19 protein-coding genes and 2 tRNA genes are annotated in these 23,783 nt (G+C 63.9%); 11 read left to right on the forward strand and 10 right to left on the reverse strand.

The genetic code is table 11. The features are described from left to right. Nucleotides 1-74: 74 nt before the first annotated feature. The 8 genes from metG to ilvD form a co-directional block, all read right to left on the reverse strand. Nucleotides 75-1,634, reverse strand: coding sequence for a methionine--tRNA ligase (gene metG / locus J7E83_RS06065; RefSeq protein WP_214959983.1), 1,560 nt, complete (start codon nt 1,632-1,634; stop codon nt 75-77). A gap of 33 nt (nt 1,635-1,667) precedes the next feature. Continuing rightward, nucleotides 1,668-2,423, reverse strand: coding sequence for an ABC transporter ATP-binding protein (locus tag J7E83_RS06070; RefSeq protein WP_214959986.1), 756 nt, complete (start codon nt 2,421-2,423; stop codon nt 1,668-1,670). Continuing rightward, nucleotides 2,420-5,215, reverse strand: coding sequence for an ABC transporter permease (locus tag J7E83_RS06075; protein ID WP_214959988.1), 2,796 nt, complete (start codon nt 5,213-5,215; stop codon nt 2,420-2,422). The genes J7E83_RS06070 and J7E83_RS06075 overlap by 4 nt, the downstream gene beginning before the upstream one ends. A 219-nt stretch (nt 5,216-5,434) precedes the next feature. Beyond that, nucleotides 5,435-7,024, reverse strand: coding sequence for a phosphoglycerate dehydrogenase (serA, locus tag J7E83_RS06080; protein WP_214959989.1), 1,590 nt, complete (start codon nt 7,022-7,024; stop codon nt 5,435-5,437). Between the two features lie 125 nt (nt 7,025-7,149). Further along, nucleotides 7,150-8,175, reverse strand: coding sequence for a ketol-acid reductoisomerase (gene ilvC / locus J7E83_RS06085; protein WP_214959991.1), 1,026 nt, complete (start codon nt 8,173-8,175; stop codon nt 7,150-7,152). 91 nt (nt 8,176-8,266) lie between these two features. Next, nucleotides 8,267-8,779 carry an acetolactate synthase small subunit gene (gene ilvN, locus J7E83_RS06090; RefSeq protein WP_055796055.1) on the reverse strand — a complete coding sequence of 171 codons (513 nt, stop codon included), beginning with the start codon at nt 8,777-8,779 and terminating at the stop codon, nt 8,267-8,269. Between the two features lie 2 nt (nt 8,780-8,781). Further along, nucleotides 8,782-10,689 (reverse strand): acetolactate synthase large subunit, encoded by a 1,908-nt coding sequence (locus tag J7E83_RS06095; RefSeq protein WP_214959993.1) that lies wholly within the window; start codon nt 10,687-10,689, stop codon nt 8,782-8,784. Between the two features lie 348 nt (nt 10,690-11,037). Beyond that, nucleotides 11,038-12,759, reverse strand: coding sequence for a dihydroxy-acid dehydratase (gene ilvD / locus J7E83_RS06100; RefSeq protein ID WP_214959994.1), 1,722 nt, complete (start codon nt 12,757-12,759; stop codon nt 11,038-11,040). Nucleotides 12,760-13,038: 279 nt separating this feature from the next. On the opposite strand from ilvD, the gene J7E83_RS06105 reads away from it, so the two are divergent. From J7E83_RS06105 to J7E83_RS06115, 3 genes are all read left to right on the forward strand, one after another. After that, nucleotides 13,039-14,145, forward strand: coding sequence for a hypothetical protein (locus J7E83_RS06105; protein ID WP_214959997.1), 1,107 nt, complete (start codon nt 13,039-13,041; stop codon nt 14,143-14,145). Next, nucleotides 14,099-15,235, forward strand: coding sequence for a PQQ-dependent sugar dehydrogenase (locus J7E83_RS06110; protein ID WP_214959999.1), 1,137 nt, complete (start codon nt 14,099-14,101; stop codon nt 15,233-15,235). The genes J7E83_RS06105 and J7E83_RS06110 overlap by 47 nt, the downstream gene beginning before the upstream one ends. A gap of 117 nt (nt 15,236-15,352) precedes the next feature. Continuing rightward, nucleotides 15,353-15,428: transfer RNA gene (locus J7E83_RS06115), tRNA-Lys, on the forward strand. A 255-nt stretch (nt 15,429-15,683) separates the two neighbouring features. Here J7E83_RS06115 and J7E83_RS06120 read toward each other — a convergent pair. Then, nucleotides 15,684-16,577 (reverse strand): SDR family oxidoreductase, encoded by an 894-nt coding sequence (locus J7E83_RS06120; RefSeq protein WP_214960001.1) that lies wholly within the window; start codon nt 16,575-16,577, stop codon nt 15,684-15,686. Between the two features lie 272 nt (nt 16,578-16,849). Between J7E83_RS06120 and J7E83_RS06125 the strand changes: the two genes are divergently transcribed. From J7E83_RS06125 to J7E83_RS06135, 3 genes are all read left to right on the forward strand, one after another. After that, nucleotides 16,850-17,323, forward strand: coding sequence for a hypothetical protein (locus J7E83_RS06125; protein ID WP_214960004.1), 474 nt, complete (start codon nt 16,850-16,852; stop codon nt 17,321-17,323). Beyond that, complete coding sequence (locus tag J7E83_RS06130) at nt 17,320-17,502, forward strand: hypothetical protein (protein ID WP_214960006.1); 183 nt, start codon at nt 17,320-17,322, stop codon at nt 17,500-17,502. The genes J7E83_RS06125 and J7E83_RS06130 overlap by 4 nt, the downstream gene beginning before the upstream one ends. 151 nt (nt 17,503-17,653) lie before the next feature. Beyond that, the gene (locus tag J7E83_RS06135) at nt 17,654-18,196 is read left to right on the forward strand and encodes a hypothetical protein (RefSeq protein WP_214960008.1); all 543 of its coding nucleotides are present in this window, start codon (nt 17,654-17,656) and stop codon (nt 18,194-18,196) included. Between the two features lie 2 nt (nt 18,197-18,198). Here the strand turns inward: J7E83_RS06135 and J7E83_RS06140 are convergent, their stop codons facing one another. Further along, entirely contained in the window at nt 18,199-18,654 is a 456-nt protein-coding gene (locus J7E83_RS06140; RefSeq protein ID WP_214961001.1) for a MarR family winged helix-turn-helix transcriptional regulator, read from the reverse strand. A 95-nt stretch (nt 18,655-18,749) separates the two neighbouring features. Here J7E83_RS06140 and bcp point away from each other — a divergent pair, with 95 nt between their 5' ends. From bcp to J7E83_RS06165, 5 genes are all read left to right on the forward strand, one after another. Further along, entirely contained in the window at nt 18,750-19,223 is a 474-nt protein-coding gene (bcp, locus tag J7E83_RS06145) for a thioredoxin-dependent thiol peroxidase (protein ID WP_214960010.1), read from the forward strand. 131 nt (nt 19,224-19,354) lie between these two features. Further along, nucleotides 19,355-19,436 (forward strand) — tRNA-Leu (locus tag J7E83_RS06150). Nucleotides 19,437-19,699: 263 nt separating this feature from the next. After that, nucleotides 19,700-20,368 carry a fasciclin domain-containing protein gene (locus tag J7E83_RS06155; protein WP_214960012.1) on the forward strand — a complete coding sequence of 223 codons (669 nt, stop codon included), beginning with the start codon at nt 19,700-19,702 and terminating at the stop codon, nt 20,366-20,368. Nucleotides 20,369-20,508: 140 nt separating this feature from the next. Next, nucleotides 20,509-22,182, forward strand: coding sequence for an ABC transporter substrate-binding protein (locus J7E83_RS06160; protein WP_214960014.1), 1,674 nt, complete (start codon nt 20,509-20,511; stop codon nt 22,180-22,182). Nucleotides 22,183-22,261: 79 nt separating this feature from the next. Beyond that, entirely contained in the window at nt 22,262-23,764 is a 1,503-nt protein-coding gene (locus J7E83_RS06165; RefSeq protein WP_214960016.1) for a malate:quinone oxidoreductase, read from the forward strand. Nucleotides 23,765-23,783: the final 19 nt, after the last annotated feature.

Genomic DNA, 23,783 nt, shown 5'->3' on the forward strand with positions numbered 1-23,783 from the left:
GACGGACACTGCTTGTTTCGACCCGTCAGCTACTCGTTCCGGGCCGGGGCAAGTAGCCCCGGCCGGAGCGTACTCTAGGCCTCGGCCGGTTCCTCGTACTTGGGGAACACCGGTGCCGGCGCAGGCAGCGGCGTTCCCGCGGCGATCGGCGTCGGAATAGCGGCAAACGCGCGGGCTTCGCCCTCAGGCTGGCCAAGGGTTTCCAGCAGCGCCGCCGTGGCGGTGGGCATGACCGGCTGGGCGAGGATGGCAACGATCCGCAGCACTTCCAGGGTCACGTACAGGACAGTGTTCATGCGTTCGACGTCGGTCTTCCGCAGCACCCAGGGCGCTTGCTCGGCGAAGTAGGCGTTCGTGTCCCCCAGCACGCCCCAAATCGCTTCGAGGGCACGGCTGAATTCCTGCTTTTCGAAGGCAGCTCTGGCGGCCTCCAGGAGCCTGTTGGCCTGAGCCAGGATCGCGGAGTCTTCAGCCGAGAACGCGCCCGGAACGGGGACAAGGCCTTCGCAGTTCTTGGCCACCATCGACAGCGAACGCTGGGCGAGGTTTCCGAAATTGTTGGCCAGGTCCGAGTTGGCCCGGCCCACGATGGCCTCGTGGTTGTAGCTGCCGTCAGCGCCGAACGGGACCTCGCGGAGGAAGAAGAAACGCACCTGGTCCAGGCCGTACTGGGAAACGAAGTCTGCCGGCGCAACCACGTTGCCCAGGGACTTGGACATCTTCACACCGTTGTTGTGCAGGAAGCCGTGGATCATCACCCGCTTGGGCAGTTCCAGCCCGGCACTCATCAGGAACGCGGGCCAGTAGATGGCATGGAAGCGGGAAATGTCCTTGCCGATCACGTGCACGTCGGCTGGCCAAAACTTCCGGAACGCATCCGAATCGACGTCCGGGTAACCCACTCCCGTGAGGTAGTTGGTCAGGGCGTCAACCCAGACGTACATCACGTGCTTGTCGTTGCCGGGGACCGGGACACCCCAGTCGAAGGTGGTGCGGCTGATGGACAGGTCCTCCAGCCCGCGCTTGACGAAGCTGATGACCTCGTTGAACCGGGACTGCGGAGCGCCGAACTCCGGCTGTGCCTCGTAGAGTGCAAGCAGCCGGTCCTGGTAGGCGGACAGCCTGAAGAAGTAGCTCTCCTCTGCCGTCCAGGTGACCTCGGTGTCTGTCTCCTTCGAGTAGCGCACGCCGTCGTCCTTGACCACGGTGTCGTCCTCGACGTAGAAGGCCTCGTCCCTGACGGAATACCAGCCCTCGTACTTTGAAAGGTAGATATCGCCGTTGGCTTCCATCTTCTTCCAGATCGCCTGGGAGGCCACATAGTGATCCGCGTCCGTCGTCCGGATGAACCGGTCGTAGGTGATCCCCAGGGCGGAATGAGCGGCCTTATAGACCTCGGCGTTGCGGTCCACGAGCTCCTTGGGGCTGATGCCTTCCTTTTCAGCCGCCTGTGCGATCTTCATGCCGTGCTCATCTGTGCCGGTCAGGAACATCACGTCATAACCGTCCAGCCGCTTGAAGCGCGCCATGGCGTCGGTGGCAATGTACTCGTAGGCATGGCCGATGTGCGGCACGCCGTTGGGGTAGGTGATGGCCGTGGTGATGTAGAACGGCGTTTTCTCTGAAGCAGTCACGAGCGGACGGTACCTTTGGTGCGGAGGGAAGGGCTAGATCAGTTCAGTCAGCGTATCGCTCAGGCGGACCAGTTCGTGGTCATGTGAAGCGACCAGCACTGCGATTCCGTCCGAGGTGGTGTCCTTGAGGATGCTGATGATGCGGTTGGCTGAGGCCCGGTCAAGGCTCGCGGTGGGTTCGTCCACCACCAGGACGCGGGTCCCCAGGATCAGGGCGCGGGCGATCGCCACACGCTGGCGCTCACCGCCGGAAAGCTGGGCGGGACGGTGGCGCATCCGCCGGCCCAGGCCCACGAGGTCCAACAGGTCCTTGGCCATGTCGCGGCGCTGGTCCACTTCGCCGTCCGGCACCGCCGGCAGGAGCACGTTCTCGAGGGCACTCATGCCGTCGATCAGGGCCCCGCCCTGGTCGACATATCCAATCAGCGCGCGGCGGCGGTCCGCGATCTCGTCATCGCCCATGCTTTCGAGCGAGGCGCCTTCCCAGAAGACACGGCCCGACGTCGGCAGTGTCAGTCCCGCTCCGACCGTCAGGATGCTGGTCTTGCCGGAACCGCTGCGGCCCGCCACGCAGTGCATCTCACCCGCGTGCAGGGCCAGGTTGAAGCCTTCCACCACGCTGACGGCTTCGGCTCCGCCCTTGCCGCCGCCATAGCGGATGGTGATGTCGCTCAGTTCCAGCGGTGTCCCGTGGTCCTCGGACTTGACGATGGTGTTGGCGCGGGTCTGGAGAGGGCCGTCGCCGGAGTCGGACCGGCGGCTCCGTTGAACATTCGTCTCGTTTGTCATTGGACCACTTTCGTTGCAATCGGTATCCAGCAAAGTACAGCCACAAGGCCGGCGACTCCGGCCCACAACGCGGCATACGGGGCGAGGAGCAGTCCTATGCCGAGGGCGCCCAGGACACCCAACGGCAGGGCCACGGTCCCCACGAGCGCGTTCTCGAAGAAACGCACCTGGCGGAGCATGTCCGGATTCCAGCCCATGGCCTCAAGGATGCCAAGGTACTGCCGTTTGGCGTTGAGTTCGAAGCGGCCGGTGACCAGGGTGAGCACAAGGCCCACGGCGACCCCTGCAAGGGCGAGAACGATGCTGGGCAGCGCGACGCTGGCTGCTGCCAGCCCGCTCAGCGCGCTGGCGCCGGCGGCTCGGGGAATGTCGATCAGCAGCGCAATCAACCCACCAACCGCTGCTCCGAACACACCTACGGCCACTGCAAGCGACAGGGTGTTGAACTTATTCGTGCTGAGCTGCCGGTTGGCGAACGTCAGTGGTGAATCAACCGGGATCAGCCGCTCATCGTGCTGCGGTTCCTGGTCCACCTCGTCCCGGTGGCGCAACTGTTGGGCGGCGAAGAAGGCAGCGGCGGCATACAGGACAAGGACCGACGCCGACACAATGGCAGTGGTCAAGCTCCAGCTCAGCAGGCTGAGGACTATCCCGGCCGCGGCGAGCAGCGCAGCACCCACACCAAATTCCTCAAGCACCCAGTTCCGGATCCGCCGCTGGGTCCACCCCATCGCGCGGAGGGTCCCGGCCTCCCGCTTGCGTTTCCGGATGTAGCTGACGGTGGACGCCCCGGTCAGCAGAGCTGCGCCACAGAGCGTCAGGAAAAGAAGGGTGACGTTGGTGCCGGTGAGCGAGCCGGAGACTGCGTCTGCGGCGTTCTGCCTGACCCAGGACTGCTGGACGGTGCCCAGCGGGGATTCCTTGCCGGCGTCGTCCTTGGAGTATCCGGGGACAAAAATGCTGACGTCCTCGCGGGCGGAACCGGCCACAACGGTGGCTTCCAGGCCCATCGCACGGATCTCGCCGGCGAGCTTCTCAACATCCGGCTGCGCCTGTTTCCAGCTGCCCGGAGCCTTGGCCCGGACACGCACGGCGTCGATGACCGAGGCGTTGTCCTTGTATCCGCGGGCGGCCGCCAGGCCGTAGAAGTCAGTGATGGCGCCGGCCGACTGGCTCGCTAGTCCCGTGGCGCTCAGCGAGGGCTTCAGTTCCGTGGCAGCAACGGCTTTGCCGTCGGCGTCCTTAGTCAGGCTCAGCGGAGTGGGGTCGTAGCCGCCCAGGGGCAGCCTGTTGACGTCTCCGGCGGCCTTTTCTACGGCGTCCGGGTCAAAGGTCCCGTAGACCATCGCGAGGGGCGCGGCGAGCTTCTCCCCCGTGGCAAGGTTGTCCCGGTAGGACCGTTCGTCCACGGGCTCGCGCTGCGTCCGGTCCACCGGCGCACCATTGGCGCCTTTATCCGGCAGCCGGTTGACGGTGACCCAGTCTCCGGGGACCGCGGACTTTTCGACGGCGCCGTTGCCGGCGGTGTTGCCGTCCTTGTATTTCGGCGCAGCCGCGAAGTCAGTACTCCACGTGGCCGGGGTGTAGAGGCCCTGGTTAAAGTTTCCTGCGCTGCCGAGCAGGCCGGAATGGTCGGTGGATCCCGGCCAGGACAGCGCGAAGGGGTCCTTGGACACAAACGGCAGGTAGTCCTTGCCAAGTGAGCGGCTGGCCGTGCCGACCTCCTTGACAACCTTGCCCGACCCGTCGATCTCCTCGATCTTGACGTTGTACTTCAGGTCCAAGGACGTGCCGGAACGCACAATCAGTGGAATGGCCTGGGAGTCTGCGGTCAGCTGCCCGTCACGTTTGACCTGCTGGTACTGGGTCATCAGGGGTGCCCAGTATTTGAGCTTGACGCCCAGGAAGTCGGGTCCGTCCTTCAGTTCCTCCATGCTGATGCCGTTGGTGAACAGGCTTTCAAAGTGACGGCCGATGGCACCGGCGTTCCGGGCATCAGCGGGCGGTGCCTTTTCCAGCGGCGCGAGGAAGTCGCCCGCAGAGCCGAGCAACGCCCGCTCCGATACCGGGTCGACGGCGACGACGGACTCCGTCACCTCGGGCGACAAGGGCAGGGACACCGACAGGTTGAAGAGATTGTGTTCGGACCCGCCCGCAGGTGCGGGAAACTTAATACCCGTCTCGCCGGCCGGGGCGGCAATGCGGATACTGCTTCCGCCGGCGACTTTCTCCTCAACGAGCTTGGCCTTGCCAAGGCTGCCTTCAGCGGTGGATTTGAACAGGGTCTGCTCTGATACGCCGTCCGAGCCGACGGCGCTGGCCGTGAGGCGGTACTTCTTCGGCGTATCACTCAGGACCGACTCGGCTGCCGGCCACTTACTGGGGTCCGTTGCGCCAGCCGCCTGGTCGGCCGTCGCCGTGCCTGCCAGCCCGGAGTTGTAGCCGAGGTAGTCCATGGCATCGAGCCGCGGCGCTTCCAGGTCCTGTGTCACCCGCGACACCAGGCTGATCGGAGCCGCCACCGAGGTCCCGGAAAGCTTCCGGATGGCGTCCAGCTGGTCAAAGCTGATCCCGCCGCTGCCGTTCGCAATCTCCGGCTGCATGAGCGCCCCGGAACCCGCCTTGGTCTGCACCAGAACGTCATACAGCCCGCGTGAATTCTGATCCACTGTCCGGTCGAGCGCGGCCTGCGACTGGCCCTGGACGAGGACCGACAAGCACATGGCTGCGATCAAGATGGCCGCGGTCAGCAGCAGCACTTTGCTTCTGATGAACCTCTGGACGGCGTTCATTGGGCTCCCTGAAACCTTGATAGCGTGCGCACACCACGGCCCGCGGGCGGCGGACATAGAGGCTTACAGCGGGTGGGCTGAAAGTCGGATGTGCAAAAAGTATTGGCCGGCCTGCCGGCCATGTCCTGAATCAGGACCAAGCCATTGTAAGCAGACCGGCCAATCATACGTGGCCGACGTTAAGACACAGCCACGCGTAATTCACGGTAGTGCGGATTGCTAGTCCTCGAGGTCCACTTCACGGACCATCTCTGCGCCGATGCCGGCCTTGATGGCATCCAGGACCTGCTGGGGAACGGAGCTGTCGATGGTCAGCAGCGCCAGCACCTGCCCGCCCTCGGCCTGGCGGGCCACCTGCATGCCCGCAATATTGATGTTGTTCATGCCCAGGATGTGCCCGATGGTGCCGATCACGCCCGGACGGTCGGCGTAGGCCACCACCACCAGGTGCTCACTGATGGGGATCTCGACGTCATAGCCGTTGAGGCCAACGAGCTTCTCCACTTGCTTGGGACCCGTCAGCGTGCCGGCCACGGAGATCTGGGAGCCGTCGCTCAAAGCACCCCGGATGGTCAGGACGTTCCTGTAGTCCTCAGCTTCCGGCGTCGTGATCAGGCGGGTGTTGATACCGCGCTGCTCAGCGATGACGGGGGCGTTGACGTAGGAGACCTGCTCGGTGACCACATCGGCGAAAATGCCCTTCAGGGCGGCAAGCTCCAGGACCTTGACGTCGAGGGCAGCGATCTCCCCGGCCACTTCGACGTCGATCTGGGTCAGGGACGCGTGCGTCAGGGCGGTGAAGATGCGTCCCAGCTTCTCGATCAGCGGGATGCCCGGCCGGACGTCGGGGGCGATCACGCCGCCCGCGACGTTGACGGCGTCGGGGACCAACTCGCCAGCCAGCGCCAGGCGCACCGACTTGGCGACGGAGACGCCTGCCTTCTCCTGCGCCTCGTCCGTGGAGGCACCCAGGTGCGGGGTCACCACGACGTTATCCAGGGCAAAGAAGGGCAGGTCTGTGCTGGGCTCCTTGACGAAGACGTCCACGGCGGCCCCGGCGATCTGGCGGTCCTGCAGGGCGGCGTAGAGGGCTTCCTCGTCGACGAGGCCACCCCGGGCGACGTTGACCACGTAGGCGGTCGACTTCATCTTGGTGAAGGCATCGGCGCCGAGCATGCCCACGGTTTCCGGCGTCTTGGGCATGTGGATCGTGACGAAGTCGGACTGGCTCAGCAGTTCGTCCAGGGTGACCAGCTTGACGCCGAGCTGCGCGGCCCGGGCGGACGTAATGTAGGGGTCGTAGGCGAGGATCTCTGTGTCGAATCCCTGGAGGCGCGCGGCCACCAGCGCACCGATGCGGCCCAGGCCGATGATGCCGATCTTCTTCTCGAAGAGTTCAATTCCGGTGTATTTGGAGCGCTTCCATTCACCGTTCTTCAGGGCGGCGCTGGCCTGCGGGATGTGGCGCGCCAGGCTGAGGATGTGGCCCACGGTCAGCTCGGCTGCGGAGACGATGTTCGACGTCGGGGCGTTAACCACCATGACGCCGGCCTGGGTGGCTGCCTTGATGTCAACATTGTCCAGGCCCACACCGGCGCGGGCAATGACTTTGAGGTTCTTGGCGGCTGCGATGGCTTCAGCGTCCACCTGGGTGGCCGAACGGACGAGGATAGCGTCAACGTCGGCGATCGCAGACAGCAGCTGGGAACGGTCGGCGCCGTCGGTCTGGCGGATTTCAAAGTCCGGGCCGAGGGCCTCGACTGTGGCGGGCGAAAGTTCTTCGGCGAGCAGTACTACGGGTTTTGACACGGCTGATCCTCTGCGTTGCAGTCCGGGGAGATGGAACAAGTCTAGGCCGATGGAAAGGCCGGGCCCACATTGTGAAGTGTGAACCCGGCCATTTCCGGTGCCTGGGCTATGCGAAAAGCATTGGCCTAGCGGGCTACAGAGCCCTCGGTGTAGTCGTCGTTCGTCTTGATCCAGGAGAACAGCTTGCGCAGTTCACGGCCGGTGGCCTCGATCGGGTGGTCTTCACCCTTCTTGCGCAGTTCGGCAAACTCAGGAGCGCCGGCGTCCTGGTCGTCGATAAAGCGCTTGGCGAAAGCACCGTTCTGGATGTCGGCGAGGACAGCCTTCATGTTTTCCTTCACCTCAGGGGTGATGACGCGGGGGCCGGAGACGTAGTCGCCGTACTCCGCGGTGTCGGAAACGCTCCAGCGCTGCTTGGCGATGCCGCCTTCAACCATCAGGTCAACGATGAGCTTGAGCTCGTGCAGCACCTCGAAGTAGGCGACCTCCGGCTTGTAGCCGGCCTCGGTGAGGGTTTCGAAGCCGTACTGGATGAGCTGTGAAGCGCCACCGCAAAGGACAGCCTGCTCACCGAAGAGGTCGGTCTCGGTCTCCTCGGTGAAGGTGGTCTCGATGACGCCTGCACGGGTGCCACCGATTGCCTTGGCGTAGGACAGTGCCAGCTCCTTGGCCTTGCCGGAAGCGTCCTGCTCGACGGCGATCAGGTCGGGAACGCCGCGGCCTGCTTCAAATTCGCGGCGCACGATGTGGCCCGGGCCCTTCGGAGCGACCAGGGCGACGTCAACGTCGGCCGGCGGCTGGATGTAGCCGTAGCGGATGTTGAAGCCGTGGCCGAAGAACAGAGCGTCGCCGGCCTGCAGGTTCGGGGCGATGTCCTCGGCGTACACGTGGCGCTGGACCTGGTCCGGGGTGAGGACCATGATGAGGTCCGCTTCGGCGACGGCGTCGGCAACGTTCAGGACGCGCAGGCCCTCCGCCTCGGCCTTGGCGCGGGACTTGGAGCCTTCCTTCAGGCCGACGCGGACGTCAACGCCGGAATCGCGCAGGCTCAGGGCATGGGCGTGGCCCTGGGATCCGTAACCGATGACGGCAACGGTGCGGCCCTGGATGATCGACAGGTCGGCGTCGTCGTCGTAGAACATTTCAGTCACTTTGGGTGTCTCCTTATGAGTGGATTCTCTGGGGTAAATAGTCTGTGGTGCTGCGGTACTGCACGGGCATTTGGGTTCCTGGGGCAGGGCCTCAGGCTGAACGCAAAGCCCTGTCACTCATGGAGCGGGATCCCCGTCCAACGGCCAAGGTGCCGGACTGCACAATTTCGCGGATGCCGAAGGGCTCGAGCACTGAGAGCAGCGCCGTGAGCTTTTCGGGGTGGCCTGTTGCTTCAATGACTACTGAGTCTGTGGAGACGTCAACCACTGAAGCGCGGAACAGGTCTGCAGCCTGGGTCACCTGCAGACGTGTTGCGGCATCCGCACGTACCTTGACCAGGATGTGGTCTCGCTGTACGGAAGATTCGGAGGTCAGCTCAACGATCTTGATCACGTTGACCAGTTTGTTGAGCTGCTTGGTGACCTGTTCAATCAGGTCACCGTCGGCGTCGACGACGACGGTCATCCGGGACATGCCCGGGACCTCAGTCGGTCCGACGGCGAGGGAGTTGATGTTAAAGGCACGGCGCGCGAAAAGGCTCGCAACGCGGGTCAGTACACCGGGCTTGTCTTCGACCAGAACGGACAGTGTGTGGCGGCTCATGATCAGTCCTCCTCTTCCCATTCCGGGGTCATGTTGCGGGCAACCTGGATCTGGTCGTTGCTCACGCCGGCGGGCACCATTGGCCACACCATGGAGTTGGGGCTCACCACAAAGTCGATGACCACGGGGCGGTCGTTGATTTCGAGGGCCTTCTGGATGGTTGCGTCGATATCCTCGTCGCGTTCGCAGCGGAACGAGGCGCAGCCGTAGGCGTCTGCCAGCTTCACGAAGTCCGGGATGCGGACGGTGTCGTGGCCCGTGTTCAGGTCGGTGTTGGAGTAGCGGCCTTCATAGAAGAGAGTCTGCCACTGGCGCACCATGCCCAGCGAGGAGTTGTTGATAATGGCAACCTTGATGGGAATCTTGTTGATGGCGCAGGTGGCGAGTTCCTGGTTGGTCATCTGGAAACAGCCGTCGCCGTCGATCGCCCAGACCACCCGGTCCGGATCCCCCACCTTGGCACCCATGGCAGCCGGTATGGCATAGCCCATGGTGCCGGCACCGCCGGAGTTGAGCCAGGCGTGGGGCCGCTCGTACTTGATGAACTGGGCAGCCCACATCTGGTGCTGTCCAACGCCGGCGACATAGATACCCTCAGGTCCGGTCAGGGCACCGATTCGCTCGATGACGCGCTGCGGGGCGCTGAGTCCGTCCTCTGGCTCGGTCCAACCCAGCGGGTAGGTTTCCTTGAGGTTGTTCAGGAAAGCCCACCACGTGGTGAGGTCCGGTGTGCCGGAAGCCTCAAACTGCGAGCGGACCGCCTCGGTGAGCTCGGGAATGATTTCCTTGACCGATCCCACGATGGGCACGTCGGCGGTGCGGTTCTTGGAAATCTCGGCGGGATCGATGTCAGCATGGATGACCTTGGCATAGGGTGCGAAGGTCTTCAGGATCCCGGTGACGCGGTCATCGAACCGCGCGCCCAGGGTAATGAGCAGGTCCGACTGCTGCAGCGCGGTCACGGCCGAAACGGTGCCGTGCATGCCAGGCATGCCCACGTGCTGCGGGTGCGAATCCGGGAAGACGCCACGCGCCATCAAGGTGGTGACCACCGGCGCGCCGGTCAGCTCGGCCAACTCCCGGAGTTCCGCGGAGGCATGGGCCTTCACCACCCCGCCGCCCACATAGAGCACGGGCTTGCTGGCGGCCGCGATCAGCTTCGCTGCTTCACGGACCTGCTTGTTGTGCCCGCGGGTCACGGGACGGTAGCCGGGAAGGTCGATCCTCGGCGGCCAGGAAAAGGTCATCTCGCCCTGCTGGGCGTCCTTGGCAATGTCCACCAGGACCGGGCCGGGGCGGCCCGTGGATGCCAGGTGGAAGGCTTCGGCCATCACGTGCGGGATGTCGTTGGGGTCCGTCACCAGGAACGAGTGCTTGGTGATCGGCATGGTGATGCCAACAATGTCCGCTTCCTGGAACGCGTCGGTGCCGATCACGCCGCTGGACACCTGGCCGGTAATGGCCACCAGCGGGACGGAGTCCATGTGGGCATCCATGATGGCGGTAACGAGGTTGGTGGCACCGGGGCCGGAGGTGGCGATGCAGACGCCAACCCGGCCGGTAACCATGGCATAGCCTTGCGCGGCGTGGCCGGCTCCCTGTTCGTGACGGACCAGCACGTGATTCATGCTGGAAGCCATCAAGGGGTCATAGGTAGGCAGGATCGCGCCACCGGGCAAACCAAAAATATCGTCGACGCCGAGTTCTTCGAGCGAGCGGACAATAGCTTGCGAGCCGGTCATCACTGTTGGGGGTACAACCGTGTTCGGCCCGAGGACAGGAGAGACAGCAGCAAGATCAGCGACGACGGCGGCAGTATCAGCCGATCGGTCGGCGCGTTCCGGAGCCTTGGGGGCTCCAGCGGACTTTGTAGCCATCAGCGAGGGGCTGATCGGCGATCCTTTGCTCATCGGACTCTTCCTTGTGGATCATCTGTTCGTGGAAACTGCGGGAAATAAAAAAACCCCTCAGCCTGGCGGCTCTTCGAGGGGTTTGCGCGTGACGGTTCGTTACCAGTCGGGCTATTGAGCCACGCGCTTGGTAAGGACGACTGCATCTGCAGCGGCGGTAACGAATGCGATCATGCGTTCAGTTTTCCCTCTCAGCAAGATACGTGTCAACGAGGCCCCACGCGATCTCACCATGTGGACACCGTTGTCCACAAATTGAACGCCATCCCAACCAGGCAGCAGCACGTGCCGTTACGAACGCTCGAAACGACAGTTGCCGCTGCCTGGTCGGGTCAGCGCAACAAGGCGCTACCCGCAGTATGCCCCGGTGGAGGCGCTGTGCACCAGCTTGGCGTACTTCGCGAGGACACCCTTGGTGAACTTGGCCGGCAGCGGCTCCCAGCCGACCTTGCGGGTTTCGAGTTCCGCTTCGTCGACCAGCAGGTCGAAGCTGCGCGCGGCAATGTCAACGCGGATGCGGTCCCCGTCCTTGACGAAGGCGATAGGGCCGCCGTCGACAGCCTCCGGGGCAACGTGCCCGATGCACAGGCCCGTGGTTCCGCCGGAGAAACGGCCGTCCGTGAGGAGCAGGACGTCCTTGCCAAGCCCGGCGCCCTTGATGGCGCCGGTGATGGCGAGCATTTCGCGCATGCCCGGTCCGCCCTTGGGGCCTTCGTAGCGGATCACGACGACGTCGCCTGCATGGATTTCACCCTTGTCCAGGGCATCGAGGGCGCCCTGCTCGCGCTCGAACACGCGGGCGGTACCTTCGAAGACGTCCGCGTCAAAGCCGGCGCTCTTCACGACGGCACCTTCAGGAGCCATGGAGCCGTGCAGGATGGTGATGCCACCGGTCTTGTGGATCGGGTTGTCCAGGGCCCGCAGGATCTTGCCGTCAAGGTCCGGCGGGTTGATGGACGCAAGGTTCTCGGCGAGGGTCTTGCCTGTCACGGTGAGGCAGTCGCCGTGCAGCAATCCGGCGTCGAGCAGTGCCTTCATGATGACCGGCACGCCGCCGATCTTGTCCACGTCCGTCATGACGTAGCGGCCAAACGGCTTGAGATCGCCGAGGTGCGGGATCTTATCTCCGATGCGGTTGAAGTCATCCAGGGTGAGCTCGACCTCGGCTTCACGTGCGATGGCCAGCAGGTGTAGGACGGCGTTGGTGGAGCCGCCGAAGGCCATGGTGACCGCGATGGCGTTCTCGAACGCCTTCTTGGTCATGATGTCCCGTGCGGTGATGCCCAGGCGGAGCAGGTTGACGACTGCTTCGCCGGACTTGCGGGCAAACTCGTCACGACGGCGGTCTGCCGAGGGCGGTGCGGCCGAGCCGGGCAGGGACATGCCCAGGGCCTCGCCGATGCAGGCCATAGTGTTGGCCGTGTACATTCCTCCGCAGGCACCTTCGCCCGGGCAGATGGCCTTTTCGATCCGGGTAAGGTCTTCCATGCTCATCTTGCCGGCGGCGCAGGCGCCCACGGCTTCGAAGGCGTCAATCAGGGTGACTTCTTTCTCGGAGCCGTCCTCGAGCTTGACCCAGCCGGGCATGATGGAGCCCGCGTACAGGAATACGCTGGCAAGATCCAGGCGTGCGGCTGCCATGAGCATGCCCGGGAGGGACTTGTCGCAGCCGGCCAGGAGCACGGAGCCGTCGATCCGCTCAGCCTGCATCACGGTCTCCACCGAGTCGGCGATGACTTCGCGGGAAACCAGGGAGAAGTGCATACCTTCGTGGCCCATGGAGATACCGTCCGAGACGGAGATGGTGCCGAACTGCATGGGGAACCCACCGCCGGCGTGGACGCCTTCCTTGGCGCCCTGTGCCAGCCGGTTCAGGGAAAGATTGCAGGGAGTGATTTCGTTCCAGGAGCTCGCAACGCCGATCTGGGGCTTCGCGAAGTCGTCGTCGCCCATGCCGACCGCGCGGAACATGCCGCGCGCGGGGGCGGCGTGGATTCCGTCGGTGACGACCCGGCTGCGGGGCTTGATGTCAGGCTTATTGTCGGTCGCGATCAGGGTGTCCTCACTCATGGGTCAAAGTCTATGACTCAGATCGGGAGGCCAACGACACGGACCGGTCCGTGAAGCCCAATTGCTTGAATATTTCGATCAAGGAATGGACTCTCGTCTCATATATTGAGAAGCATGAGTGTCTGGCCTGAATTGGCGTGTGCAAAATCACCCGCATGACTCCGGCGTTCCGAGCCTGTTATCGCCGGCGGCGCGCGGCGCCGAACCTAGACATGCAGGTTCGGGCCGACGTACCGTCAGGGAACGGCAACCTCGCCATCCGGACCGAAGGGCTCTGTTATGGATTTTGTCTTCTGGATCATCGTCATCGTGCTGATAGTCGGAGTTGTCTGGTGGCTGCTGAACCGCAGCAGCTCCGCCAGGAACAGCGGCGCCGGCAGGCAGGACCAGGCCGGTTCTTCAGCCCAAGGCGATGCGATCCGAGCAGACGGTGCCATGGCTGGCGGCAGCGCGGCGGCCTCCGCCGACGCGGCAGCCACTGCGGGAATCCCCAGTGCGGCAGGATTCGGACGGCCCGCCGAACCGGTTTCCCCAACGACTGCCGATGACGGGCCCGTGGTGTCCGCCGCGGCGCCAGGCTTGGCAACCGAACCGGCCCCCAGGTCTGCAGGCGCCAGCGTCGGCGCCCCCGGGGAGGTCCCGGCTGACGGCCAGGCATCCCCCGCCCGGGAGGATCAGGCTGGACAGGACACTCCTCGCCTGGAGGAGGACTCCAGCAGGCAGGAAAGCGCCCGCACTCAGGAAGACGCGGCAGAGTGGGAGACCCAGTGGTCCGAAGCCAGCGAGTCTCCGGCAGCGCCACATGCGGACTATCCGCAGTCTGGCGAGGGCGCGGGAACAACCGACGGATCATCTGTCCCGGCGGCCCAGGTCCATCACCCGGAGTACACCGGCCCGCATACCCCCACCCTTCCGGGCGCTGAATCAGCCGCAGGCGAAAGTGCCGACGAAAGCACTCTGGGCCCCGCGTTAACCCAGACGCAGGCAGTGACGCGGACTGACGTTCCGGGCGGCGCCGCCGCGGCGCCCGGCGTTCCGGACAACGCGCCGGAGGCCGAGACGATGGACCGCACACAGTCATCAGCGGCGGTTGAAACGGCTGCCAGCCATACGGAGGAACCTGCAGCGGCCGGTGGGGCCCACGGGACAGGTGCCGAACCGGTCGGCCATCTTGCCGCGGATCAGCCGTACGGCCAGGGATCGGCCTCGCCGGGCCCCAATGGCAGAGGCCCCGCGGACTACACCGTCAAAGGGGACGCCGGATCCATGGTCTATTACGAGGAGGGGCACCCGGACTATGAGCAGACCAGGGCCGAAGTCTGGTTTGAGTCAGCGGCCCATGCGGAGGCCGCAGGGTTCCGGGCCCCGAGGCGGAACCGGCTCTGATGGTTCGCCTTCCCGCAGGCACCCTGCCGCCGCCTGGACAGCGTGCTTTAGCCTACTGCTGTCCGGCTGCACAGGCGACGGAAATGGTCCGCCGACGGGCAGCAGCACCAACATCAGCACGGGAGGCAGTACACCGCTCGAAGTAGTGAAGAAACTCGACCTTCAGTTGGAGATTCCCTGGGCAGGCGTTTTCCTGCCAGACGGCACCGCCATCATCTCCGAACGGGGCTCGGCCCGGCTGAAGACGGTCCGCGATGGCAAGCCAGCCACGATCGGCCAGGTCCCCGGCGTCGTCCCGGCTGGGGAAGGGGGACTGCTCGGACTTGCCCTCTCCCCCGATTTCGCCTCCGACAAATACCTGTATCTATATTTCACCGCGGCCCAGGACAACCGGATCGCACGGGTGAAACTCCAGGAAAAGGCTGAAGGATCCTTGTCGTTCGGAGACCCTGACGTTATTTTTACCGGAATTCCCAAAGCGTCCACGCACAACGGCGGAAGGATCAGGTTCGGCCCGGATGGTTTCCTGTACGTGGGCACCGGCGATTCCCAGCGCCGTGAACAGCCGCAAGACCCCAATGCCCTGGGCGGGAAGATCCTGAGGCTGACGCATGAGGGTAAGCCGGCCCCCGGGAATCCGTTTGGCAACGCCGTGTATAGCCTGGGCCACCGGAACGTGCAGGGGCTGGCATGGGACAGTGCAGGCAGGTTCTGGGCCAGCGAATTCGGCCCTGACGTGAACGATGAGTTGAATCTGATCGTTCCAGGCGGCAACTACGGCTGGCCCGCCGTGACGGGCGCCCCTCACCGGGAGGAATTCCGCGACGCCAAGGCCGTATGGCCATCCACGGCGGACTCGTCACCCAGTGGACTCGAAATCGCAGGATCCACGGCCTACCTCGGCGCCCTTCGCGGCCAACGGCTGTGGACGGTTCCCCTGGACAGCGAAGACGCAGGCGCCCCTGTGGCCTATTTCACACGGCAGTACGGCCGGATCCGGGACGTTGTGCGGACGCCGGACGGCGGATTTTGGTTGCTCACCAACGACCAAAACCCTGACTTTGTAGTGGTGCTGGCGCCACCCGGATGAGCCTGCGGCGGACCCCCCGCATCGATTTCACTTGGGCTGAAACTTCGTGTAGAGTTTCATGTCGTTGCGGAGATCAACGGGGAAAGAAAAAAGGCCCCAGGCGATCAAAACAAAGATGCACCTCTAGCTCAATTGGCAGAGCAATTGACTCTTAATCAATGGGTTCCGGGTTCAAGTCCCGGGGGGTGCACCACTGAAGCCCCGCCCTCATTGGCCTAAAGCCATGAGGGCGGGGTTTCGCTTTGCCCACATCAGGCCGAGGGATATGTACGGCATATTTACTTCGCCGAACGTTCGAAATAGCCTGCCGGGTGGCCTGCTGGCATCAAAGCCGTATGTCCGCCACCTTAGCGACCACACTGGTGGTAAGCGGTCTGGTTGCAGTCTGCAGAGGCGGATCAGCCGACTTTGGACGACGTGCCACACCTCTTGCTGACAACCGCGTCCACTACCTAAATTGGTTAGCCTGCTCTCGAAGGAAGTCCGTGGCCGACTTAGCGTTGATCCCCCGCTGGCGCAGGGCCGTGTCGTCCCAAGTGGCCTCCTGCAGGTCCTGGAGCAGCCCGGCACCCAGGGCGGAGGCCAGCGCGTCGTTGCGGCGCTTGAGTAAACGCACGGCAAGGTGGGCTACGGGGCGCGGCATGCGCTGAACCTTCATCTTGCGGTGGGTGAGGTCTTGAGCGATCGCGAGGGCCTCATTCTTCGTCAGGGCCTCGGGGCCTCCGAACTCTATAAGCGCTGGCGGAGCAGGCTCGAGCGCTAACGCGCAAAGCAAAGCAGCAACGTCCTCCGTAGCAACCCAGCGCCTCTTTGTGTCGCCTCTGCCGATTATGGCTACCTTTCCGGCGGCAATGTCAAAGCGTCCCATCGGCGCGAGGTGGACTTCCTGGAAAGCGTCCGAGCGTGCGATGACCGTCTGCATAGACGAGGCGCCCAGGCGTTTCTCGATCGCAAGCTTGGCTTGCTCAAGTGGTGTGCCGATGGCCCCGTCAACCCCGGAGAAGGAAAGATAGACGAAGCGGCGAACGCCAGCGGCTTCCGCGGCATCGACCAGGGAACTCATGCCCTCCTCGTCTACCTCACGGATCGTCGAAGAGCTGGACCCATCAAGACGCCGAGCGATTGCCGTTGCGGTGGCGATCACGGTGTCGACGCCTTCGCATGCAGCCCTAAGGCTGGCAGGTACCGTCAGGTCGCCACGCACTACCTCGGCGCCGACACCGCGCAAAACTACCTCGCCCTCGCTCCCCCTTACAAGGCAGCGGACTGGCTGTCCCTCGGAGCGTAGCCGCCTAGCACAGCGGCTGCCGAGATCACCGGTGGCACCGACGACGAGAATCATGGCAGCTCCACTACAAAAAAGTACGCAAAATGGTTTGGAGGTGACGCGTTAGTCGGAGCCTAGGACCGCGCTTCTCGGGCGTCAACCCCCCGCGACTGTCGCAAGCGCCTGAGCTCAAGAGTTCCTGGGGCCGCTGGTGCTGGGCTTGGTGATTTTCCTGTTCACCAGTTGCAGCTTCTTCTTCGTCGCCGCGCGAAGCAGGAGGACCCCGCCAGAGCGGGACACGGTTCTGATACCCCGGAAGTGTCCGCGCCAGGTCCTAGGCTGGTCCAGTGAATCCGACACCGTCCCCGACACCGCTTGATGTCTTCGTCCACTCCGGCCCCGCCGAGTGGTGGCAAATCGTTGCGGCCCTGGGTCCGTTGGCGATACTGCTCGGTGCCCTCGTCGCCTGGTTCACCTTGCGTCAGCGTTCAAAATCCGACAGGCAGGCCCTGCAGCAGAAGACCGACGCCGACAGCCGGGCTGAATGGTGGAGGCGCACGCAATGGGCGTTGGATCAGGCCCTGGCCTCGGATAGAAACACGAAGGCACTCGGCCTGGCGGCCCTGGCGGTACTAACCCGCAGTGAACTTGCCAGGAAAGAAGAGCTTGAACTGCTCGACATCGCGTGGCAGGCGGTCAACGGGACCTCCGACAGCGACGATGAGCAGGAGACCTCCGACGAGACGGGAGTCATGGACTCCGATGACAACATCGGCGACAATGGAACCACCAGCGAAGACATCGAGGAGGGTAGGCCATGAGCACCAGCACACCGGAACAGAAGAAGGTCCGCGCTCGCCGCCATGCCTCCACTGAGAATTCTGCCGCCGCCGACCACCGGGTTCAAGTCGCGGCCGCAAAGCTGCGGGTGGCATTGGATGAACGTCTGGGCCGTCCGACACCGCAGAAAACGAAGGCTCTCGCCAAAGAGGCGTTTTAGATCCCAGCAAGACCAAAATGAGGCCGCCAGTATTTGGGGCGGCCTCCTCCCAATTTACGAGAGACCCAGCGACTCCACGGTGTCGAAGCAGGTGCTGCGCGTGGCGTCCACGCGGTGAACCCGAGGCCGACCTGGTCCTAGAATCAATCACATGGGCATACAACTTGTCGCCCTGGGAGCCGCGGCAATTCTCCTGGCGGGCTGCTCGCCCGGCAGCAGCGGTGCCACATCACCCGTCCCCGGCACCACAGCGACAGTTACCGCAACGCCGTCTTTACCGCGCGCTCCGACCCCAGTTCCGACGCGGGCGGCCGACGCTACCGCCGTCGGAACGGCGCTTAAGGCTGCTGTCCCGACGATCACGGCGGTCACGACCCTCACTGAGGCCATGGACACCGGCAGGCTACTGGGCCGGCCGGGCCAGTACCTCTCGGCTGCGTGGATCACAGATTCCGGGGCTGCCGAAGGGAGGACCGGCATCGACGGTGGCGCTGTGGTGGAAGTGTTTGCCAACGCCGCTGACGCCCAGGAACGATCCGACTCGATCCAAGGCGTCCTGAAGAAGGCCAGCCCCGTGTTCGGCAACGAATGGCACCATCTTAAGGGCGGCACCCTGTTGCGTGTCAGCGGCAAGCTGGCGGCGTCCACCGACGACCAGTACGCCTCAGCATTCTATGCAATCGGAGGAGCGTGACCTCAGGCCAACGGAGCCTCGTCCACCAGGGCCCTGGTGGCTGGTGCAGCGAACTGGTGCGCCAACTGCCGCACCACAGCCTGGAGTTCCTGCCGAAGTACATCGGGATCGATGGAAGCCGCGGCAAGCACCGAGCGCTCCATTTCCACAGCAGCGGCTGCTGCTTCCTTCCCGCGCTCAGTGAGGGAAACGACGTGGCTTCGGCGGTCCGACGTGCTGCGGACGCGGGCAATATGGCCGTGGGCTTCCAACCGGCTCAACGTCTTACCCATCGTCTGGGCCTGGACGCGCACATACTGTGCGAGCTGTGCTTGGGTCATGGGGCCCTGTGCCGCAAGAACCTCGATGGCGATAACACCGGCATGGGTTAATCCAATTGCGCCGAGCTTTTCATTCCACGAGTGTTCAACGAGGCGCGCCGCAGTGGACAAGAGGCGCCCCGTGGGCCAGCGATCCATATCAGGCATACCAGCAGTATAGCCAAGTGGCGATTAGCACCGGTCCAGTGCGCTTACTAAGCTGGTGTGTCCGGCCTGCTACAAGGAGATAAACATTGACTGACAGACTCATGACCGGAGCCGAGGCGCCCGGCTTCACCCTGAAGGACTCCAACGGCGAGGATGTCAGCCTGGCTTCGAGGCGCGGTCGCAGCACCATCGTCTACTTCTACCCGGCTGCTTCCACCCCCGGTTGCACCAAGGAAGCCTGCGATTTTCGCGACAACCTGGCATCCCTTCAGGCTGCAGGGTTCGAAGTCCTGGGCATCTCCCCCGACCCTGTCGCCAAATTGGCAGCCTTCGCCCACCAGGAGGCCCTGAGCTTTCCGCTGCTGTCCGACGAGGACCACGCGGTGGCGGAGGCGTACGGCGCCTGGGGCGAGAAGAAGAACTACGGCCGGACCTACCAGGGGCTCATCCGTTCCACCATCGTTGTCGATCCGGATGGCAAAGTGTCAGTGGCTCAGTACAACGTCCGGGCAACCGGCCATGTGGCAAAACTCCGCCGTGACCTGAAGCTTGACAAATAGCGGTTACGCCATCCCGGTACGGGCTGACGGGATGCCCGCCAGCCCGACGCTACAATGGAAACTGGCATCCGCCGTCGTACGTTTTCGCGAAGTTTGATTGCGGCTTACCTTGACGGTGTTACGGGTGTCGGGCGCGAGTGGTGAAATTGGCAGACACGCAGGATTTAGGTTCCTGTGCCTTCGGGCGTGGGGGTTCAAGTCCCCCCTTGCGCACAGCTACAGAACAGCAACTGGGAATCCCGGACCAATCGGTCCGGGATTCCGCTGTTTAAACCGCAGGCCACATGCGCATTTGGGGAAATGGCTTCCGGCCGCGAAAAAACTTCCTGATGTCCCACCCATCCACTCCGCTGCAGCGACCGAATACCCATTGAGACACCAGCCAAGGGCAGGTGCCCACCAGTCGGAACAGGCCACGCGGCAGACACCAGGCCAGTCGCAGGGCCAGTAGATCGGCACTAACAAGGAGAACCGAAATGCAGTCATTCCCGCGCACGACCTTCACCGTTGCAGGTGTTGCAGCTCTGCTCAGCCTGACCGCCTGCGGTGGAACCGCGGCCACGTCCCCGAACTCGTCCGCTCCGGCGGCCGCACCGTCCGAATCCAGCATGACGCCGCCGCCATCAGCAAGTTCGGCTGCCGCAATGGACCCGGCCCGCGACCTCGTCGGTGCAGGATGCGCCGGCTACGCGGCCAAAGTTCCCAGCGGCGCCGGATCTGTTACGGGCATGGCACTGGATCCGGTAGCCGTCGCAGCGTCCAACAACCCCATCCTGACAACGCTGACGGCGGCCGTTTCCGGCAAGCTGAACCCGAAGGTCAACCTCGTGGACACGCTGAACGGCAGCGAATTCACTGTCTTCGCGCCGGTGGATGACGCCTTCGCCAAGATCGATGCCGCCACGATCGAAACCCTCAAGACGGACGATGCGCTCCTGAGCAAAATCCTGACGTACCACGTGGTCCCCGGCCAGATCACTCCTGACAAGATTGTCGGCACTCACGCCACCGTCCAGGGCGGCTCGGTGACGGTCACCGGCAGCAAGGACGCCCTGATGGTCGACGGCGCCAACGTCATCTGCGGCGGCGTACACACCGCCAACGCCACCGTGTACCTGATCGACTCGGTGCTCATGCCTAAGTAGCACCAGGAGCATGCTGAGGCCCGGTCATTGCTGACCGGGCCTCAGTTCGTGCCGGGCCCGGGAGCATCAAGGTCCGTCAACTAGACTGGGCCCGGTCCGCAGTCCGCGGTGCCGGCCAGCAGCCCAGAGGTGATAAACGAGTGCCCAGCAGTACATCGCGGCGAACGGTGATCAAGACCGGCGCCGTTCTCCTCGCGTTGACGGCAACGTCCTGCACGGGAGTCCCGGCACCGTCGCCCTCGTCCACCGCTCCTTCCACAACACCGGCTGACGCCGCACCCACGGCCACCTTCAACTTCGGCACAGCATCCCAGCCGCTGGGCCTGGACCCTGCCCTCTCCAACGACGTGGAGTCCTACCGCATCACCCGGCAGATCCTCGAGGGCCTGGTTGGGGTGGACCAGACCACGGGCAAGCCCACTCCCCTGCTGGCCACCGAATGGAGCGAATCCGATGAAGGCCGCTCGTACACGTTCACTCTCCGCAGCGGCGTCACTTTCCAGGACGGGACCCCCTTTAACGCCGACGCCGTGTGCGCCAACTTCAACCGCTGGTTCACCTTCCCGGAAGCACTCCGGAAGCAGGCCCCGGGAAGCTCGTTCAGGGGCGTGTTCAAAGCCCACTCCGACGACGCGTCCCTGTCGATCTTCAAGGGCTGCACCGCCCTGTCCCCAGACAGAGTACAAATCGACCTCACCCAGCGCTTCACGGCCTTCCTCCAGGCGCTGACCCTTCCCGCTTTCGCCATTGCGTCGCCGGCAGCGCTCGCCAAAGGCACCGCCGACGTCCTGGACCGGACACGCGGGGGCCAGCCGCTGTCCGCATTTGCCAGCAGCCCGGTGGGTACCGGCCCGTTCAGCCTGTCGGCGTGGGACGACACCGGCGTCACACTGGTCAGCAACAACGGCTATTGGGGCGGCCGGGGCCAGATTGCCACGATCAACTTTGTCACCTACAACCACCCGGAGACGCGCCTCCAGGCGCTCCTGGACGGCAAGATTGACGGGTATGACGCCGTCACCGTGGGAAACTTCGACCAGTTGGTGAAACGTGGCAAGCAGATTGTCCAGCGTGACCCGTTCTCCGTGATGTACCTGGGCATCAACCAGGACGTGCCGCTCCTCCAAAACGACAAAATCCGCCAGGCGATCGAAATGGCGATCGACAAAGACACCCTGATCCGCAAGTTCTTCATCGACAACACGGCTCAAGCCACGCAGTTCGTCCCGCCCAAGATCAGTGGATTCAACAACAACGCCCCGTCGCTTGGCCACGACCCGGACAAGGCCAAAACCTATCTCGCCGACGCCGGCTACGCGGGTGAGGAACTGAGGTTCTACTACCCGCTCAACGCCACCCGGCCGTACCTTCCCACACCGGAAAAGGTCTATGCCGAAATAAGCCGGCAACTGACCGCCGTCGGACTGAACATCAAGCCCGTGCCGGTGGACTGGTCTGACGGATACCTTCAAAAAGTCCAGTCCCCCGGGGACCATGCCCTCCACCTGCTCGGTTGGAACGGAGCCTATGCGGATCCCGACAACTTCCTGGGACCGTTGTTCGGCGAGAAGAACGGCGAGTTCGGTTATCAGGACCCGCAGGTCTTCTCCAAGATCAACCGGGCACGCGGCATGCCCGAAGGCAAGGAACGCGATGACCAGTACCGCACGATCAATGCGCAGATCGCGGCGTCCATCCCGGCCGTGCCCATTGCCTTCCCCATCTCTGCGCTTGCCCTGTCGGACCGTGTGCTGAGCTACCCAGCGTCGCCTGTCTTAAACGAAGTTTTCACAAAGGTCCAGCTAAAGCCTTGACTGGCAGGGCCAATTTCAGTATGCGGGCTGCCCGGGGATATTCTGTGACAGCCAGAGCCGCTGCTATCGGAGACTGATTGTGACCTTCATTTCCAAGACCCAAAATGCCGACGTCGTCCTGATTGGCGGCGGCATCATGAGCGCCACGCTGGGGGCGTTCATCAAGCAGCTTGAGCCGAACTGGAGCATCTCCGTTTTCGAGCGGCTCGATGAACCCGGGCTTGAAAGCTCCGGCCCGTGGAACAACGCAGGAACGGGGCATGCCGCCCTTTGCGAACTCAACTACACCCCCGCAGCCAAAGACGGCTCAGTGGACCCTTCCAAGGCCTTGCTCATCAACGAGCAATTCCAGCTGTCCCGGCAGTTCTGGTCCCACCTCGTGGAACGGTCGCTGATCGGATCGCCCAAGGGATTCATTAACACCGTCCCGCACATGAGCTTCGTCATCGGCGAAGACAACACCAAATTCCTCCGGACGCGCCATGAGGCACTCAAGCCCCACACGCTGTTCCGCAGCATGGAATACTCCGAGGACCCTGCCCAGATCGCCAAATGGGCGCCGCTGATCGTAAAAGGCCGCGACCGCCAGCAGCGCATCGCCGCGACCCGCGCTGCGGAAGGGACCGACGTCGACTTCGGGGCACTCACCCGGGAGCTCACCACCTATCTGGGGAACAACGGCGTCGAGATCAATTACGGCCACGACGTCACCGGCATCTCCAAGGCTTCCGACGGCGGCTGGGACCTTTCGCTCAAGTACCCGGCTTCCGGGGAACACGGGAAGATCCACGCAAAGTTTGTCTTCGTAGGTGCCGGCGGCGGCGCACTTCATCTGCTCCAGGCCTCCGGCATTCCGGAAAGCAAGGGGTTCGGCGGCTTCCCCGTCTCCGGCCAGTTCTTCCGCTGCACGGACCAATCGCTTGCGGCGCAACACAGCGCCAAGGTTTATGGCCAGGCCTCCGTGGGCGCCCCGCCCATGTCCGTGCCGCACCTGGACACGCGTTACGTCGACGGCAAGCGCTCGCTGCTGTTCGGACCGTACGCCGGTTTCTCCACCAACTTCCTGAAAAGCGGCTCCTACTTGGACCTGCCGCTGTCCATCCGGCCCAGCAACATCATTCCGATGCTGGCCGTAGCCAAGGACAACATGGACCTAACGGCCTACCTGATCAAGGAAGTGGCCAAGCGCCACGGCGACAAGGTGGAGGCCCTCCGCGAGTACTACCCGGAAGCCAAGGACGGCGACTGGGAACTGATTACCGCCGGCCAACGTGTACAGATCATCAAGAAAGACCCGAAGAAGGGCGGCGTGCTTCAGTTCGGCACCGAAGTGATCGCCGGCCGCGACGGATCCATCGGCGCCCTCCTGGGGGCATCCCCCGGTGCCTCCACCGCGGTGCCAATCATGATCGAGCTGCTGCAGAAGTCCTTCCCAAAGAGCTTCAAGGGCTGGCAGTCCAAGCTCAAGGACATGATGCCCGGCTACGGCGTCAAGCTCGATGACAACCCGGACCTGGCGGCGGAGCTGGAGGGTGCAACGGCAAAGGCCCTGCAGCTGGAGAGCGTCTCCGCCTCCCGCTGACCCTCAACCCACAGGAGCT

Origin of the sequence: Arthrobacter sp. ISL-48 (assembly GCF_018613805.1) — a bacterium.
In the GTDB taxonomy this organism is placed as follows: domain Bacteria; phylum Actinomycetota; class Actinomycetes; order Actinomycetales; family Micrococcaceae; genus Arthrobacter.